This is a genomic window from Myxococcota bacterium, assembly GCA_039030075.1.
Classification (GTDB): Bacteria; Myxococcota_A; UBA9160; order UBA9160; family SMWR01; genus JAHEJV01.
Genome location: JBCCEW010000003.1, coordinates 281254 through 298368, shown reverse-complemented (window position 1 = coordinate 298368; position 17115 = coordinate 281254). Strand labels below are relative to the sequence as shown.

Here is a 17115-nt window from a genome sequence, read left to right as displayed (position 1 = left end):
GGGGTCTCCTCGGCGTGGGGTTCCGAGCCGGATCGTATCGAGACGCAGCGTTCCGTGCCCGGACAGAATCGTCTGATGTCCCCGAGGGCGTGACCGGATGTGTCACGTGGCTTCGGTTTCCTGAGACTCACCAAGGGGTGCGGAGGAGGACCATCGGATGCCGCGAGTCCATCGAAACGATCGCGAACGACGAGAACAGCTCGACCGCCGGGACGGGTTCGACCGCCTGGAGCAGGAAGGCCTCGACCCGCGCACGTCGGATCGCTCGATCGAGCGCCGCGCCGACGTCGGTGGAGACGTCTGGCGCAGCACCTCGGGCGCATCGACGGCGCCCCACTGCGCTGTGTGCGGATCGCACCGCGTCACCCTCGACGAGGTCGACGTCTCGCCGGCGGCCAACGAGGCCCACGTGCTCTTGCTGGGCGCCTGCGATCACTGCGACCACCGCTGGACCGAGGCGTATGCGCGCCCCCTCGTGCGCAGCGTCCGAACCGTGCGGGCCGGCACGACCCCGCTGTCGGAGGTCGCCAGCGCGGCGTGATACCGTCGAGCCGTGAGGCTCGTGCTGTATACCGGCAAGGGTGGTGTCGGTAAGACGACCACCGCGGCAGCGGCTGCTGCGCTCTCCGCGCAGCGCGGGTGCCGTACGTTGGTTGCGTCTGCCGACGCTGCGCACAGCCTCGGGGACGTCCTCGAAGAGCGGCTCGGACCCGAGCCCCGCGAAGTTGCGCCCCAGCTGTTCGCGCTCGAGATCGACGCGCGCGTCGAGAGCGCACGTCACTGGGGTCGCGTTCGCGACTTCCTGCTCCGCACGTTTCACCACCACGGCATCGAAGGCGCCGTGGCAGAAGAGCTCGCGATGCTGCCGGGCGTCGAAGAGCTCACGACGCTCTTCGCCGTCGAAGCCTTCGCCGCGAGCGGCGACTACGACCAGCTGATCCTCGACTGTGCCCCCACCGACGTGGCGTTGCGCCTGGCGACGCTGCCCGACGTCGCGCGTGGAATGGGCCGGCACGTGCTGCGGATCGCGGCAGCGTTGATGGGCGTCGCAGGCCCCATGGCGCAGCGCTGGCTCGGGGCGCCGGTCCCCGACGACGGGGTCTTCACCGAGACCGAGGCCCTCGTGTACCGCAAGCTGGCGGCGCTGCAGGCCAGGATCACCGGCCCGGACACCTCCGTGCGTCTGGTGGTCACGCCCGAGCGACTGGTGATCGATGAAGCCCGTCGGGCCTATACCGAGCTCGCGCTCTTCGAGGTGCCTTGCGATGCGGTCGTGTTGAATCGGCTGCTTCCCGAGGAGGCGGCACACGAGCCGCTGTTCCGCGAGCGTTGGGCAGCCCAGTCCGAGCGCGCGCGCGAGATCGCCGCCCATTTCGCACCGCTTCCGGTCCTCCACGGCTTCCTCCAGCCCGAGGAGGTCACCGGACGCGTGGCCCTGGAAGCCTACGCGGCCGCGCTCTTCGAGCAGCATGACCCGGCGGCCAGGCTGTGCTCGGCGCCGCGCGTGCGTTTCGAGCGCGAGGGTGGGGACTACTGGGTGCGCGTTCCGGCTCCCGCCACCGACGCGAGCCGTCTCGATGTCGCTCGCGTGGCCGACGATCTCGTGATCACGACGCCCGCGCGGCGCCGCGCGCTGAAGCTCCCGCGTCGTTACGCGGGCCTGGCGTTGGCGGCGGCACGCATCGAAGACGACATGCTCCACGTGCGCTTCGCGCGCAGCGAGGCCGGCGGCTAGTGCGGGTCCTGCTGTTCGCGGGAAAGGGCGGGGTCGGGAAGACGAGCCTCGCGTTGGCGACGGCGTTGGCCGCAGCCGAGCACGGCCACCGCTGCTGCGTGATCTCCACCGACGCGGCCCACAGCCTCTCCGACGCGCTGGCCCGACCCGTCGGCCCCCAGCCCGTCGAAGTGGCGCCGAAGGTCGTGGCCCAGGAGGTCTCGACGCTCGCCGAACTCGACCGCTCCTGGGAAGCCATCGAGACCTGGCTGCGCGCCCTGCTCTTCCAGGAAGATCACCTCGTCGCCGAGGAGCTGCTCGTCTGGCCGGGACTCGAGGAGTGGGTCTCGCTACGCGCGATTCACGAAGCCGCGTCCACCGGCGCCCACGATCTCTGCATCGTCGACTGCGCTCCCACTGCGGCGAACCTCCGGCTGCTCCGACTACCCGACGTGCTGCGCGTGTTGATGGGAGGGCTGTGGGATTGGAAGCGCCGCGCCGCGCGCGCGATGCGCCCAGTCGCCGAGCGACTCGGGGCCGGCAACTTCGTCGCCCCCGAGCACGTCTTCGACGCCTTCGAAGCGCTGACCGAACAGGTCGAGGCGGTGCGGCAGCTGCTCACCGACCCCGAGCGGAGCCAGGCCCGGCTGGTCGTCAACCCGGCGCGGGTCGTCGTCGAGGAGACCCGCCGCACCTTTGCCTACCTGTCGCTGTACGGAGTGGCGTGCGACGCGGTGCTCGTGAACCGCGGACTGCCCGCCGAGCTGAGCACCCCCGCGTTCGCGCGCCAACGGGAGCGGGAGCGCGAGCAGTGCGCGCAGATCGAAGCGGGCTTCCCACTGCCGATCTTCGAAGCGCCACTCCGGGCGGAAGAGCCGATCGGAGCCTCTGCCCTCCGTGAGCTGGGCCTCGCCCTCTACGGCACGCGCGACCCCGCGTCCCGGTTCGTGGACCGGCCGCCGGTGCGCTTCCGCAGCGAGGCGGACGTGCACCACCTCGAGATCGCGCTGGGCGCCGTTCCCGACGAAGAGTGGGACGTGTGGCTGCGGGGGGAGGACCTGGTCGTAAGCGTGCGCGACTTCGAGCGCCGGATCGCCCTGCCCGCTTCGATGGCGGATCTCGCGATCCATGCGACCGAGTGGCGCGACGGCGTGCTCGACGTCTCCCTTGGAGCGGCGGAGGCATGAGGCCCGCGTCCGAGGCGCAGCGCATCGTCTCTCTCGTTCCCAGTCTCAGCGAAGCCCTGTTCGCGCTCGGGCTCGGGGCGCGGGTCGTCGGGGTGACCGATTGGTGTGTGCACCCGGCGGAAGCGGTGGCTGCACTCCCCAAGGTGGGCGGCACGAAGAATCCGGATCTCGCACGGATCCGGGAGCTCTCACCGGATCTGGTGATTGCCAACCGCGAGGAGAACCGCGAGCGCGATGTCGAACGACTGCGGGAAGCGGGGCTTCCCGTCTGGGTGACCTACCCGCGCACAGTGGAGCAGGCGATCGGGCTCCTCGAGGAGATCGCGGGGTTGGGCGCGCCCGAGGCTTCGGGGAACACGGTACTCGCCCGGGTGCGAGACGCCTTCCAGGCGCGGCGCGCCCTGCAGGTGCCAAATCCCACGCGCGTGTTCTGTCCGATCTGGAAGCGTCCGTGGATGGCGGTCGGCAGCGACACGTACGCCGACGATCTGCTCGGGGTCTGCGGCGGTGTGAACGTCTTCGCGGCAAGGACCGAGCGCCGCTACCCGATCGTCGAAGAGTCGGAGATCGTCGCGAGCCAACCCGAGGTGATCCTTCTGCCCGATGAGCCGTACGCCTTCGGGTTGGCCGATGCCAGCGAGCTCGCCCGGCTCGACATCCCGGCGGCGCAGGAGGGTCGCATCCACTGCCTGGATGGGACGCTCGTGTCCTGGTACGGGCCGCGCATCGCCGAGGCACTCGATCAGATCGGGGCGCTGCTGCATCCGCCGGCCTGAGGACGCTCGGCGTTCCTATCCTTAAGGGGCAAAGCGCCGTGCCCGTCCCCTGCGCTCACCCAGTACGTCTCCTCCGCTCGTCTCGGGGCAAAACCCCCTCGGCGAAAGGCCGCGAAAATGCGGAGGCGGCCCAGAAACCCGGTCAAGCGCTGCTGGCTGGTTGCCGATACGCTGCACGCAGAGGGATGAGTTCCCTCGTCTCAGGAGTCCCACCCGGACCATGATTCGTCTCACCACCCAGATCCTGCGCAGCCGCTTCGCGGCGCTGCTCGTCGTCGGGATCGTCGTGGCCACCGCGCTCCCGGCCTTCGCGGCCCAGGTGATGCGCGTGCGGGTGGGTGAGCACGCGAAGTTCACGCGCATCGTCTTCGAGCTCGACCGAGCCGCCGGCTACCGCGTCGAGAAGGTCTCCGGCACGACGCCGGCGCTGCGCGTCACCGTCGAAGCGGCCTCCGCTGCCCGCGAGGTGCCCGTCAGCGGCGACGTCAAGCGGATGAAGCTCCAGGCGGGCTCGCGCGCCGTCGCCGAGATCGATCTCCACAAGTCGAACCTGCGCCTGCAGGAGATGATCCTGGCGAACCCGCCGCGGATCGTCCTCGACCTGATGCGGCCGGAGCCGGTGGCGACGCCCGCGGCGAAGCCGAAGCCGAAGCCCGTCGCGAAGAAGCCGGCCCCGAAGCCGAAGGCCGCACCGAAGCAGACCGCGAAGGCGACGCCGAAGCCGGCGCCCAAGCCGACCGCGAAGCCCGCGCCGAAGCCGACCGCCAAGGCCGAGACGCCGAAGCCGAAGCCCGCTGCGAAGCCGGCCGCAAAGCCTGCGCCGAAGCCGCCGCTCGCGAAGCAGCCCGAGCCCAAGCCCGTCGCCCCCGTGGCGAAGACCACGCCGCAGGCGAAGCCCGAGCCGAAGCCCGAACCCGTGAAGACCCCGGTCGCACCCGTCGCGAAGACGCCTGCGCCGGAAGCCAAGCCCAAGGCGGTGGCCAAGGCCGAAACGCCGACCGCCGCCAAGCCGACCGATCCGCGCACCACGAAGCAGCCGGCTCCCGAGATGAACACGATCCCCGGTCACCCGGAGATCACGCCGACCGCTCCCGTTGCGAAGCCGGTGGCGAAGACGCCCGCTCCGAAGCCGGCGTCGACGACGCCGCGACACGCCGAGATGCCCGCCGCGCCGGCCGAGCCGAGCTGGGCCGAGCGCCTGAGCAGCCCGACCGCGATGGCCGTCATCGCCGGTGTGCTGGTGACCCTGGGCGTGGGTGGATTCCTGATGGCACGCCGACGCCGCGCGTTGCCCAACGACTCGGACGTCACCGCGATCTCCGATGCCTTCGGCGACACCGACGCGGCCAGCGAAGACATGGGTCGGATCCCGACCGACGGCTTCTCGATGGGCGAGCCGATGCCGGAGCCCGTCGCTCCCGCCGCGACCGAGACGCCCGAGCCGTTCACGATGCCCGAGCCCGAGCCGGTGGCCGACACCGCGCCCCTCGCGGCTGCCAGTGATGATCTCTTCGATGCCCCGGCTCCCTTCGAGCCGGCGGAAGCCACGCCGGAGCCGGTCGCCGAGCCGATCGCGCCGCCGGTGGTCGAACCCGAAGCCCCGGCGCTCCGTGAGGCGCCGCCTGCCGTGGACATGTCCGCCCCGAGCGCGGAACCCACGGTCGAAGAAACCGATTCCCTGTTCGGCGACATGGATGCCGCCGCAGATGATTCCTCCCTGGGAGATGCCCCGATGATGAACCAAGACATGGATCTGCCCGCCGACCCGACGATGGCTCCGTCCCCGACGACGCCGCCCCCGGTGATGGGTGGCTCGGCCGCGCCGGATGCCGACATGTCCCGCATGTTCCAGGAGTTCGAGCGCCGCATGCAGGCGATGGAAGCGAAGCTCGAAGAAGCGAATGAGGCGCGCGAGAAGCTCGAGCGCCAGGTAGCCGCCCAGAGTGAGGAGCTGCGCGTGCAGCGCGCTGCGATCGCCCGGACCCAGCGCGCTCTGCGCACGATGAGCCGTGCTGACGAAGACAAGGCGACCGAACCCGCATTGCGCGACGGCGACACCCAGGCGAAGACCCGCGTCAACCTCTAGGGAGGTCGACGCCTTCGCTGCCGCGGACGGACGCATCCAACGCGTTCGCCCGCAGCCGCACGCCCGCGTCCGATTCCCGGCACCCAGCCAGCGGGAGTGGTGCTGATGTACACGCGCCACTTCGGTCTCCGCGAGAAGCCCTTCTCGCTCACGCCCGACCCGCGGTACCTGTTCCTCTCGTCGTCGCATCGGGAAGCCCTGGCGCACCTGCTCTATGGCATCGAGCAGGGCGAGGGCTTCATCGCCGTGACGGGCGAGGTCGGCACGGGCAAGACGACCCTGTGTCGGACGCTGCTCGAGCGTCTCGGACCGAACGCCGAGATCGCCTACCTGTTCAACCCCCAGCTCTCGCGACTCGAGCTCTTGCAAGCGATTCACCGCGAGCTGGCGCTTCCCACCGAAGGCTCGCGCGCCGAACTGCTCGATCGGCTGAACCGGTTCCTCCTCGACGCGAGCCGCGAGCGACGTCGCGTCCTGTTGATCGTCGACGAGGCGCAGAACCTGCCCGTGTCGACCCTCGAAGAGCTGCGCATGCTCTCGAACCTGGAGACCTCGACCGAGAAGCTGTTGCAGATCGTGCTCTTCGGTCAGCCCGAACTCGACGCGATGCTCGATCGGCCCGAGCTGCGCCAGCTTCGACAACGCATCGGGGTACGCTGGCAGCTGGCGCCGCTGTCGTCCCAGGAGGCGGCCGAGTACGTGCTGCACCGTCTCAAGGTGGCGTCGGGCCGCAACGGAAAGGTGTTCAGCGCCGGGGCGTTGCGCGAGCTTCGCCGGCGTTCGCGCGGGGTCCCGCGGCTGGTCAACCTGCTCGCAGACCGCGCTTTGCTCGCAGGCTATGCTGAAGGGTCCCAACAGGTGGAGCGCGCCCACGTCGGACGGGCGGCGCGCGAGATCCTGTCGGCTCGCGACCGGCGGCGTGCCCGCCAGCGCTCTGGCTGGCGGAGGTTCACCGGGAAGAGGTCCGAGTGAGCACCATCCTCAAGGCCCTGCGTCGTCTCGAAGAAGAGAAGGCGGCCACCCATGAGGGGCGTCCGCTCCGCGAAGAGATCGCCGGCCCGACCCCGCCGCCCTCCAGGGATTCCGGCACGCCTTGGGGCGCTGCCGTCCTGGCGCTGCTGCTCGGGTTGAGCGCCGGCGCCGGCGTGTTCTGGTGGATGAGTTCCGGCGAAGCCGATGGCGGGACGACGCCACCGACGGTGGCGGCTGCAGCCCCTCCGGGCGAAGCGCCCGCTCCGCCTCCCGCCGACGTGCGTCCGCCTCCGCTTCCGCCGATTCCCTCGGAGCAGCTTTCTCCGCCGCCGGCGATCGACCCGCCGACCGGACCGCCCGAGAAGGCCTTCGCCTCCGAAGTCGAGGTGCTCGCGCGCCCCACCCCGGCGCCGCGCATCGCGGACGCGAACCCGATCGCTCCGAGCGACACGCCGAAGCCCGGCTCCGAGCGGCCCGTCACGTCGTCGTCTGCGGCGCGCCGCGCGCGGCAGGCCGCCGCCGATCGCGCCGCGGCGGCGGTGCCGGCGCCGCCCGCCGAGGGGCCGCCGGTTCGTGAAGCACCCGCGCCTCCGCCCGAGCCGATCCGCGTCGCGAAGGCACCCGCACCCGAACCCACGCCACCGGCTCCGCGCGCCGCTCCGCCCGAGCCGAAGCCCGCCGCACCCGAGCCGGTTGCGAAAGAGCCCGCACCGTCGCAGCGTGCGGACGCTGGGCCCCACCCCTACAAGCCCGCGCCGCCGCCGAAGACGAAGGAGCCGGCCGCGAAAACGGCTCCGCCGGCTCCGCGCGCGGAAGTCCCTCCGCCGCCTCCGCCCGAGGCGCCGGCTGCGTCCGCGCCCGCCTTTCGGGTCGAGCGCACCCACTGGCACCCGGCCGCCGATCGCCGCGTGGCCTGGCTCCTGCTCGAGGGCGAGAGCGAGTCGCGTCGGCTGGTCGAAGGCGACGTGCTCGGCGAGTTGATCGTCAAGCAGATCGAACCTGCGGCGATCGTGCTCGAGAGCGCGACGGGCGAGGAGCTCCGCCGGAAGATCGGCGACTGAGCTGGCGCGCGGCGTCGAAGCCGCGCACGTTCTCCCGGCACCGAACCCTCGGTCGCAACCGGCGTGCGTGGATGCGGTTGCGACCGCCCCGAGGCGTCCGGACACAGGGAGACGACATGCCCCTCGAAACACGAGCCCTCGAAAACGTCGGCGTGGAAGTTCAAGGCTTCGACGTGAGCGCCCCCGCCTCCGAGGCGGTGCAGGCCGAGCTTCGCGGGCTCTGGGACGAACACGCGATCCTGGTCTTCCGCGACCAGACGATCGATGCCCGCGCCCAGATCGAGTTCAGCCGGATCTTCGGCCCCCTCGAGCGCCACCCCCTCGAGACGAATATCTCGTCGGAGCACCCCGAGCTCTTCGAGCTCGTGAACGGCGGACCGGCCGATCGTTTCCAGACCGCCTTCTACCACGGCCAGGAGATCGTGGGTCGTCTCGATTGGCACATGGACCTCCACTACACGGGCCGTCCGAACCGGGGCGCCGTGTTGCGTGCCGTCGAAGTCGCGGACGAGGATGGCCAGACCGGTTTCGGCGATCTGGGGAAGGCCTACGCCGCCCTGCCCGAAGCGACGAAGCAACGCATCGCGGGGCTCGAGGTCGTGTATCGATTCACGGTGCAGCGACGCCAGATGCGTTTCGTGGACCTCGATGGCTACGAGCCCGGGCCGGGCAGCCCGAAGAAGCCCTCCGACATGGGCTACCCCGAGTTCCCCGACGCGGCTTATCCGATCGTGGTCACCCACCCGGTGACGAAGGTGCCCGTGCTCGAGGTGGTCGAGCAGTTCCTGCATCGCATCGCAGAGCCCGAGCGAGCCGGGCTCACGAACGACGAAGCGGATGCGCTGCTCCACGAGCTGGTCGAGCACACCCGCCGGCCCGACTTCCACTACTTCCACGACTGGCGGCCCGGGGACATGGTGCTCTGGGACAACTGGCGCGCGATGCACTGCACCCGGGGCACGCGGCCGGGCGTGCGACGCGTCATCAATCGCACCACGATCGAGGGCGACGTGACGTTGGGGCGTTCGCTCGAGGCCTAGCGTCGAGCGCAGGCGACTGGGCGCCGTCGCGGGCGCTAGCGGAGCGAGACCGAACCGTTCGAGGTGCGGAGCTTCACGAGCTTGCCGCCGGCGCCCAGGCGGCCGAGCAGGCGCCCGATCGTCTCACGACCCTTCGCGAGCACCTCGCGATCGCTGCGGATCACGCCGTTGTCGACGCGGATGTCCACGTCGACGTCCACGACCTCGGGCAGGTCGAGGACGATGCGTCCGTTGCTCGTGGCCAGCTGCACGCCGTCGGCGCCGACGTCCTCGAGCGAGGCACGAATCAGCCCGTTGCTGGTGGAGGCGTCGACCGAGCCGCGGTGCTGGTCGATCTCGATCTTGCCATTGCTCGAGCGCGCCAGCAGCCGACCGCAGGTGCAGGTGCAGGAGACCTTCGCGTTGGTGGTGGCAACCTCGACGTCGCCGATCACGTCACACACCTTTGCGGCGCCGTTCGTCGACTTCGCCCGCACGAGGCCGCGGATTCCCTCGACCTCGACGCGGCCATTCGCGGCGGCGACCCACACTTCCATCTCGCGCGGCAGCTTGATGCAGAGATTGGCAGCGCCGCGCCGGTTCCACTTGCGGGGTACCTCGACATCGAGGTCGAGGCGGCCGCCGGTCTCCTGGAAGTCGATGTGAATGTCCTGCACCAGCTGCTGGGCGGCGTCCGCCGACTCGGCCCGGCCCGTCTTGAATGCGACGACCTCGATGTCGTCTCGCTCTTCGCCGGTGATGCGGGTACGCCCATTCGAGTTGTGGACGCGCAGCACCTGGCCCGACGGCGTGGCGAACTGGTGCTTCTCCTCGGCCTCGGCCTTCTCACTCCACGGCATCTCCGATAGGAGGCTGCGCAGGAAGCCGGTAATGCCGCGACCTTCCGAGGTCTTTTCCGAGGTGTCTCGTCGCCAGCTCATAGGGGGGTTCCACCGGCTAGTGGTAGCGGCGGTCCTGATCGCGCCGCTTCGACTCCCATTCTTCGTACTGCACGGCGCGCAGCTTCTGACGCATGCGGTAGCGCCGCCAGCGGTACTTCAATTGCTCGAGTGAGAACACCGAGCCCGCGTCGCCGGTCTGCCGCAGGTACAGCCACCCGACCAGCACCCCCCCGAGGTGGCCGACGTGACTGACGTTGCCCCCGCCGAACACGAGCGTCATGAAGAACATGGCGGGGATGAGCCAGATGGCCTTGAAGGCCACGGGCGGGAAGATCAGCATGATCGTGCGATCGGGCCAGGTGAGCGAGTAGGCGAGGATCACGCCGTAGATCGCGCCAGAGGCACCCACGGTCGGGATGTTGAGCGAGAAACCCGCCCCCAAGCCGAAGCCGTAGAGCAGGAACGGCAGCGTCGCGATGATGACGCCCGCGCCGACACCGCAGATCAAGTAGAAGCGCAAGAAACGCTTCGGCCCCCACGCCATCGCCAGCGGGGAGCCGAACATCCACAGCACGAAACAGTTCATCACGATGTGGCCGAGACCACCGTGGAGCCACATGTACGAGAAGGGCTGCCACAGGTACCCGCGTTGCCACACGTCGACGGGAACGACCGGCAGGTAGTCGCGGACCTGTTGCACGAGGCCCTGTGCAACGAACGCCGCAGCCAGCGTGATGAGCAGCTGCTTGACGATGGGCGGCGTGAACGCCGGGCCAAAGCCCAGGCCCGCGCCTCCGGGTTGATTCCGACCGCCGCCGTACACTCGATTCCCTTCTTCCGTGCCCCGGAGCCTATGCGAACACGCGCCCGTTGCCGGGAGCTCGGATGCGGTGATGGTCCTGGGCGGGCGGGAAGGGCGCGAATCCCGCGGTCCACTTGAGGTTACGGCACGGCCGCGCCGAGCGTCAACGAATCGTTCCCCCTGGGAACGCCTCCAGGGTCTCCCGGGCCGCTCCGGCGTCCAGACCCGAAAGATCGACCACGGCCATCTCCAGCCTTAGCTGGGAGCCCCAGTGCCGCAATTGATCCGCGCATTCGGCCGGCGTGCCGGTGACCAGGGAGGGCGTCACCTCGGCGTCCGGCAGATGGGCGAACCAGGGGTTCCAACGCCGGAACTCGGCAAGGGCCTCGGCGCTGCCGAGCCGCTGGGCGCGCGCGAAGACCCACATCCGACGCCGAATCGCGTCGGGGTCGCGTCCCGCGCGGCCGCAGGCGGCCGCCAGGGTGTCGGCCGAAGCCGCGACCCGATCCGGGATCGGCGGCCAGTTGACGTTCCAGATGTCCGCATGACGGGCCACCAGCTCGAGGAGCTTCGGACCCTTGGCACCGAGTTCGATGGCCGGCGCCCCAGCACCCAGCACCGGGCGTACCCGCGCGCGGTCGAGCCGGACGTATGCGCCGTCGCATTCGACCGCCTCGCCGCGCCAGAGGGCGCGCACGGCGCCCAGGGTCTCGTCGAGGAACGCGATGCGCTCTGCGGGCGAGAGCCGCGGGATGCCCCAGGCGGGGTCTTCGGGCCGATCCCCGATCGAGGCGAAGAATTGGAGTCGTCCGGGCGCGATCCGCTCGAGGGTCGCGGCCGCCTGGGCGAGCCGCGCCGCGTTCCAGTGTTGGACCAGCCGGATCGAGCCCACACCGATGCGCTCGGTGCGCGCGACGAGCGACGTGGTGACCGTCCAACCGTCGAGCACCTCGGTGTCCTGGCGCTGGCCGAGCTGGGTGATGTCTCCGTCGTGGTAGGCGGCCGCGTAGCCGAGCGCTTCGGCCCGCATGACCAGGGCGAGCAGGTCTTCCCAGGCGAGGCAGTGCCAGCCGAAGACGACGCCCAGCTTCACCCGAGTCGTCCCACGCGGTGCGCGGCGTGGAGCAGGGCCATCGCGCTCTTGGCGTCGGTGAGGGTCCCGTCCCAGATCCAGGCGATCGCCTGGCTGAGGGGCACGACCTCGGTCTCGATGATTTCGTCGTCCTCGGGGCGCGGCGGTACGCGCGTGAGATCGAAGGCGGCGAAGAGGTGGATCACCTCGTCGGTGAATCCCGGCGTGGTCCAGATCTGGCCGAGGCGCTCGAGGCGTCCGGCGCGGCAGCCCGCTTCCTCTTCGAGCTCACGTCCCGCGCACAGGTCGGGGGCTTCGCCCGCGTCGAGCTTGCCCGCCGGGACCTCGTAGATCGTGCCGCCCGCGGCGTGGCGGTACTGGCGGATCAAGAGCACTTCGTCGTCGGAGACGAAGGGCACGACCGCCGACGCGCCCGGGTGTCGGACGACGTCGAGGAGCATCGTGCGCCCGTTCGGCAGGACGAACTCCTCCTCGGAGACCTGCACTCGGAAGCCCCGTAGCGGCTGGCCATCGTCGTCGGGCGGTCGAGACACGCGCGGCAGGGTAACGTCTGCGGCGTGACGCGACAGGAAGACAAGATGATCACGATCGCGCTCCCCGCGGTCGACTGGGTGCTCGAGGGCATCTTCATCCGAGGCCAGGGGCCCGACTGTGGGGGCGCGGTGCTGGCACCCCCCCACCCGCTCTACGGCGGCAGCATGGATTCGCCGGTGGTGACCGAGCTGACCTGGGCCTGCAAGCGCGCCGGCTACGCCACCGCGCGCTTCAACTGGCGCGGGGTCGGGGCCAGCGGCGGTGCGCCCAGCGGCGACGCGGGGGACGCGGACGCCGACTACCAGGCGAGCGTCGACTACCTCGCCGAGACCGTCGAGGGACCGCTCATCGCGGCGGGCTACTCGTTCGGCGCCGCGACGGCGGTGCGGGTCGCCGCGCGCAACCCGCGCGTGCGCAAGCTGCTCCTGGTGGCGCCCCCCCCAGCAATGCTCGACGTCGAAGCGCTCGCTTCGTTTCGCGGGCCCGCCCTCGCGATCGTCGGCAGCGAAGACGCGTTCGCCCCGCTCCCGGAGGTCGAGGCCCACTTCGGAGACGAGGCCCATCGTCGCCTGTCCGTGGTCCCCGGCGCCGACCACTTCTTCGGCGAGGGGCTCGCACGGATCAGCCGCGATGCGCTGGCCTGGCTCGGCGGTGAGCCGGACTCGGATTGAACGTCGGCGTCAGTTGAGGGGCTGGTCCGGGGGCGCCGCCGCTTCCGGCGCGATGCCGCCGGCCTGGTGGAGCACCAGCTGCCAGACGCCGTCCTCCAGGGAGAAGACGTTGGTCGCGGCGAGGCGGTCGTCACCGATGCGCTCGTAGCAGGTGACGAAACCGACGGAGCCAAGCAGCACCGCCTGGGCGTTCTCGCAGGTGATCTCGGGTGCGTCGCCGTCGAGCAGGATCGAGCGCCAGCTCGACATCACCTCCGCGCGCCCGTGGAGCGGCGGCCATCCCGGGTGCACGCATGCGACGGGCGTCGCGTGGGCCCAGAGTTCGTCCATCGCCTCCATGTTGCGCGTGGCAAAGGCCTCGTAGAAGGCCTCGTTGCTCCGCAGCAACGCTTCTTCCGGTGTTCCCCGCATGGCTCAGGCGCTCGTGCGGTCGCAGCCGGCGGAGGCTCCCCGGGCGGGGAGTCGGTCGAACGCACGGAGGGAAGCCGGCACTAGAACGCGTCGGGTTCCGTCATCGGGAAGGCGTCGGAACCGAAGCTGTCCTCGCGCAGGTCCTGCCGTGCGCGGTTCTGCTGCTGCGCGGCGGCGGCGGTGCGGGTGGGCTCGGTCCCGGCGATGAAGGGCTGGAACACCACCCGTTCGGTCTCGCGCGTGGCCAACAGACCGGTCTGGCGATCGATCCGCGCCCACACGATGCCACTCTCGCGAGGCACCTCGAAGTCGCGCTTCGGCAGCTTCTGCAGGGCGTCACGCATGTAGTCGGTCCAGACCGGCAGCGCCGCGCGGGAGCCGGTCTCGCCGGCGCCGAGGAAGCGCGTCTCGTCGAAGCCGACCCAGACGCCGGTGGCGATCTCGGGCGAGAAGCCGACGAACCAGGCGTCGGCCTGGTCGTTGGTCGTGCCGGTCTTGCCGCCGAGCGGTCGGCCGAGGGCGCGGGCGCGCTGACCGGTGCCTTCGATGACGACGGCGCGCAGCATGTCCGCCATCAGGTAGGCCTGGGAGGCGGGCAGCAGCCGATCCTCGTCGATCGGGTCGGCGGCACCGTTCGTGTCGAAGCCGGCCTCGGACCCGTCGCCGTTCGCGTCACCGGGCTGGCCGGCCGCGACGTCCTCGGTCTCTTCGAGGAGCGGATCGCCGAGGGGCACGTTATCGAGCAGCACGTTGCCCTCGCGGTCGAGCACCCGACGCAGGAAGCGCGGCACCACGCGCATCCCGCCGTTCGGGAACACCGCGTAGCTACGGGTGAGCTCCAGCAGGGACACGCCGCTCGTGCCCAGGGCGATGCCCAGCGAGGCCTCGAGCGGCGAGTGGATGCCCATCTTCTCCGCGTAGCGGATCACGTTGCCCACGCCGACCTGATCGCAGAGGTGCACGGCGGCGTTGTTCACCGACTTCGCGAGCGCGGTACGCAGCGTGATCGGGCCGTAGAACTCGCGGCCGTAGTTCTTCGGCTTCCAGACGAAGCCCGAACGACGGTCGCGATACACCTTCGGACGGTCGTGGATGATCGAGGCCGGCGTGTAGCGCGGTCGACCGCTGCCGTCGCTCATCGACAGGGCCGCGCCGTACACCAGCGGCTTGAACGCCGAGCCCGGCTGCCGACGGCTCTGGGTGGCGCGGTTGAACTGACTGCGCGCGAAGTCGTAGCCGCCGACGATCGCGAGGATGTCGTTGCTGTCCACGTCGATCGAGATCAGCGCGCCCTGGACGTTCGGCTCCTGGTAGAGGTTCAGCCGCAGCTCGGCCCCTTCGACGCCGTCGAGAGCCTTGTCGGTGGGCGCGCGCTCGAAGCGGGCGATGTCTCCGACCGACAGGATCTTCTCGATCTTCCTCATCTTGTAGGGGCGAATGTCCGGGTTCATCGGACGCGCCCAGTCGACGTCGGAGAGGAAGACGCTCCCCTCGACGTCGGCGCCGAGGGCGACGGTGGCGCGCTTCTCCTTGCCGTCCACCTTGGTAACGACGCCGAGCCAGTACTGGCGCTCGGCGAGCACCGCGAGGGGGTCGTACTCGACGCCGGCCTCGATCTCCGCCTCGGCGAGTTCTTCGAAGCCCGGGAACTCGTCGGGACGCGCCTTCGCCTCTTCGCGGCGGACGAGCCCGTTCTCCTTCGCGAGCTTCGGTAGCTCGTCCTCGATCGCGTCGGGCTCCACCTTGCGCAGCGCGCCGCGGTAGCCGTTGCGCTGATCGAGCGCCTCGAGGCCCTTCTGGACCGCCGCGACCGCCGCCGCCTGATTCCCGAGATCGAGGGTGGTCTCGATCTGCAGCCCGCCTTCGAGCACTGCAGTGCCACCCAGGTGATCGAAGAGGAAGCGCCGCACCTCTTCGGTGAAGTAGGCCGCGGTGTCGAAGGCCTCGACCTTCGAGCCGTCGATGAAATCGGGTCGCTTGGACGAGAATTCGGTGTGCTGGGCCGCGGTGATCATCCCTTCCTTCTGCATCCGACCCAACGCATAGAGCCGGCGGCGCTCGGCGAGGTCGGGATTGCGGAAGGGCGAGTAGCGAGAAGGCGCCTTGGGCAGGCCCGCCAGCTGGGCGCCCTCGGAGATCGTCAGCTCCGAGACGTCCTTGTCGAAATAGCTGCGCGCGGCCTCGCCGATGCCGTAGGCACCGTTCCCGAAGTAGATCTGATTGAGATAGAGGTACAGGATCTCCTGCTTCGTGAAGCGCTGCTCGATCCGGCGGGCGAGGATCATCTCGCGCACCTTCCGGCGATAGCTGCGCTCGGGCGTGAGCAGCAGGCTCTTCACCATCTGCTGGGTGATGGTGCTGGCGCCCTCGACGGTCCCACCGGCCTGGAAGTTGCGCCAGGCGGCGCGCAGGATGCCTCGGAAGTCGATTCCCTGGTGCTCGAAGAAGTCCGCATCTTCGGCCGCGACGAAGGCGTCGACGACGTGCTTGGGAATCTCCTCGTACTCGACGAGGCGTCGCCGCTCCTTGAAGAACTCGCCGATCGGCTCGCCGTCCGTGCTGTACACCGTGCTCGCGAGCTTCGGCTCGTAGTCGGCGATCGAGCGCGGATCCGGGAGGTCGGCCAGGAACGCGAAGTAGAAGGCTACGCTGCCGGCCAGGCCCCCGAGCACGAACAATCCGGCCATGACCGCGAGGAGGCGTCCCCAACGCCTCGGGCGCGCGGGCCGGGACCTGTTGGAAGTCATCGTTACTCCTCAGGAAATCCTACCGTAGCCGAGGCCCTTCCCCCTGCGCTACCGAATCGGCCGGAACGGGGATGGACTGAACCGATGACCTCCCAGACAACCCGGCCCCCCCGGGCCACGATGGTTTCCCTTTCGAGATGAACGCACAGACCCCGCAGCTGACGATCGTGTTCGTGATGGATCCCGTGGAATCCATCGATATCCAGGGCGACACCACCTTCGTACTCATGCTGGAAGCCCAGCGCAGGGGGCACCGGGTGCTCTACTGCGACCCGGGCGATCTGGCCGTGGGCGACGAGGGCGTGGTCGCGAATGTGTCCCCCGTCACGCTCCGCCGTGAGGAGGGCCGCCACGCAGACCTCGGGCCCTCCGTATCGATGGTCTTCGACGCCGAAGTCGACCTGGTCCTGCAGCGCAAGGATCCGCCCGTCGATTCCGCCTACGTTACGGCCACCCAGATCCTCACGCTCTGCCAGCGTGCGCTGGTGCTGAACCGGCCCGCCGGCATCCTCGCCTCGAACGAGAAGCTCTACGCGCTGAACTTCCCGGACCTGATGCCCCCGACCCAGGTGACGAAGTCGATCGGCCGACTGCTGGCCTTCCTGGACAAGCTGGGGGGCGAGATGATCGTGAAGCCTCTCGACGGACGCGGCGGCGAGGGGATCTTCCACGTGCACCGCGAGGACAAGAACCTCAACTCGATCCTCGAGCAGTCGACCCGCTTCGAGACCAACCCGGTGATGGCGCAGGCCTACCTGCCGGCGGTGCGGACCGGCGACAAGCGCATCTTGCTGGTGGACGGCGAGCCGCTCGGCGCGGTGCTGCGGGTGCCGGCCCAGGGCGAGACGCGTGCGAACTTCCACGTGGGTGGCTCTGCCGCGCTCGCCGAGCTCGACGACGACGACCGCCGCATCCTGGATCGCATCCGCCCGTGGTTGCAGCGCGACGGACTCTTCTTCGTCGGCATCGACGTCATCGGCGGCAAGCTCACCGAGATCAACGTCACGAGTCCGACGGGCGTTCAGGAAGTGAATGCCCTCGAGAACCGCCGCCTCGAGTCGAAGATCGTCGACGCCCTGGAAGCGAAGGTCGCCGAACACCGCACGGCGTCTTCCTGAGCGGGCTCGCGACGGCAGGCCC

Annotated in this window: 16 protein-coding genes; 10 read left to right on the top strand and 6 right to left on the bottom strand. The window is 70.0% G+C overall.

All coding sequences use genetic code 11. From position 1 onward, the window contains the following. The first annotated feature begins 157 nt into the window (after window positions 1-157). From AAF430_04915 to AAF430_04880, 8 genes are all read left to right on the top strand, one after another. A complete protein-coding gene (locus AAF430_04915; GenBank protein MEM7409564.1) occupies window positions 158-541 on the top strand; it encodes a hypothetical protein in 384 nt (127 codons plus the stop codon). Window positions 542-553: 12 nt separating this feature from the next. Next, window positions 554-1735 (top strand): TRC40/GET3/ArsA family transport-energizing ATPase, encoded by a 1182-nt coding sequence (locus AAF430_04910; GenBank protein ID MEM7409563.1) that lies wholly within the window; start codon window positions 554-556, stop codon window positions 1733-1735. After that, window positions 1735-2901, top strand: coding sequence for a TRC40/GET3/ArsA family transport-energizing ATPase (locus AAF430_04905; GenBank protein MEM7409562.1), 1167 nt, complete (start codon window positions 1735-1737; stop codon window positions 2899-2901). The genes AAF430_04910 and AAF430_04905 overlap by 1 nt, the downstream gene beginning before the upstream one ends. After that, window positions 2898-3677, top strand: a complete 780-nt coding sequence (locus tag AAF430_04900) for a helical backbone metal receptor (protein ID MEM7409561.1) — start codon at window positions 2898-2900, stop codon at window positions 3675-3677. The genes AAF430_04905 and AAF430_04900 overlap by 4 nt, the downstream gene beginning before the upstream one ends. Window positions 3678-3897: 220 nt before the next feature. Further along, window positions 3898-5763 carry a hypothetical protein gene (locus AAF430_04895; GenBank protein MEM7409560.1) on the top strand — a complete coding sequence of 622 codons (1866 nt, stop codon included), beginning with the start codon at window positions 3898-3900 and terminating at the stop codon, window positions 5761-5763. A gap of 105 nt (window positions 5764-5868) precedes the next feature. After that, window positions 5869-6735, top strand: coding sequence for an AAA family ATPase (locus tag AAF430_04890; GenBank protein MEM7409559.1), 867 nt, complete (start codon window positions 5869-5871; stop codon window positions 6733-6735). Continuing rightward, window positions 6732-7796, top strand: coding sequence for a hypothetical protein (locus tag AAF430_04885; GenBank protein ID MEM7409558.1), 1065 nt, complete (start codon window positions 6732-6734; stop codon window positions 7794-7796). Before AAF430_04890 ends, AAF430_04885 begins: the two co-directional genes overlap by 4 nt. A gap of 116 nt (window positions 7797-7912) precedes the next feature. Next, window positions 7913-8836 (top strand): TauD/TfdA family dioxygenase, encoded by a 924-nt coding sequence (locus tag AAF430_04880; protein MEM7409557.1) that lies wholly within the window; start codon window positions 7913-7915, stop codon window positions 8834-8836. A gap of 35 nt (window positions 8837-8871) precedes the next feature. On the opposite strand, the gene AAF430_04875 is transcribed toward AAF430_04880, so the two are convergent. From AAF430_04875 to AAF430_04860, 4 genes are all read right to left on the bottom strand, one after another. Continuing rightward, window positions 8872-9756, bottom strand: coding sequence for a DUF4097 family beta strand repeat-containing protein (locus tag AAF430_04875; protein MEM7409556.1), 885 nt, complete (start codon window positions 9754-9756; stop codon window positions 8872-8874). 16 nt (window positions 9757-9772) lie between these two features. Continuing rightward, the gene (locus AAF430_04870; protein ID MEM7409555.1) at window positions 9773-10540 is read right to left on the bottom strand and encodes a rhomboid family intramembrane serine protease; all 768 of its coding nucleotides are present in this window, start codon (window positions 10538-10540) and stop codon (window positions 9773-9775) included. Between the two features lie 142 nt (window positions 10541-10682). Then, window positions 10683-11612, bottom strand: a complete 930-nt coding sequence (locus AAF430_04865; protein ID MEM7409554.1) for an LLM class flavin-dependent oxidoreductase — start codon at window positions 11610-11612, stop codon at window positions 10683-10685. Further along, window positions 11609-12145 carry an NUDIX hydrolase gene (locus AAF430_04860; protein MEM7409553.1) on the bottom strand — a complete coding sequence of 179 codons (537 nt, stop codon included), beginning with the start codon at window positions 12143-12145 and terminating at the stop codon, window positions 11609-11611. The genes AAF430_04865 and AAF430_04860 overlap by 4 nt, the downstream gene beginning before the upstream one ends. A 24-nt stretch (window positions 12146-12169) precedes the next feature. Between AAF430_04860 and AAF430_04855 the strand changes: the two genes are divergently transcribed. Next, window positions 12170-12817 (top strand): alpha/beta fold hydrolase, encoded by a 648-nt coding sequence (locus AAF430_04855; GenBank protein MEM7409552.1) that lies wholly within the window; start codon window positions 12170-12172, stop codon window positions 12815-12817. Between the two features lie 9 nt (window positions 12818-12826). On the opposite strand, the gene AAF430_04850 is transcribed toward AAF430_04855, so the two are convergent. Further along, the gene (locus AAF430_04850) at window positions 12827-13228 is read right to left on the bottom strand and encodes a nuclear transport factor 2 family protein (GenBank protein MEM7409551.1); all 402 of its coding nucleotides are present in this window, start codon (window positions 13226-13228) and stop codon (window positions 12827-12829) included. Between the two features lie 80 nt (window positions 13229-13308). Further along, window positions 13309-15915, bottom strand: a complete 2607-nt coding sequence (locus tag AAF430_04845; GenBank protein MEM7409550.1) for a PBP1A family penicillin-binding protein — start codon at window positions 15913-15915, stop codon at window positions 13309-13311. A gap of 197 nt (window positions 15916-16112) precedes the next feature. Here AAF430_04845 and gshB point away from each other — a divergent pair, with 197 nt between their 5' ends. Further along, window positions 16113-17093 carry a glutathione synthase gene (gshB, locus tag AAF430_04840; GenBank protein MEM7409549.1) on the top strand — a complete coding sequence of 327 codons (981 nt, stop codon included), beginning with the start codon at window positions 16113-16115 and terminating at the stop codon, window positions 17091-17093. Window positions 17094-17115 lie beyond the last annotated feature (22 nt).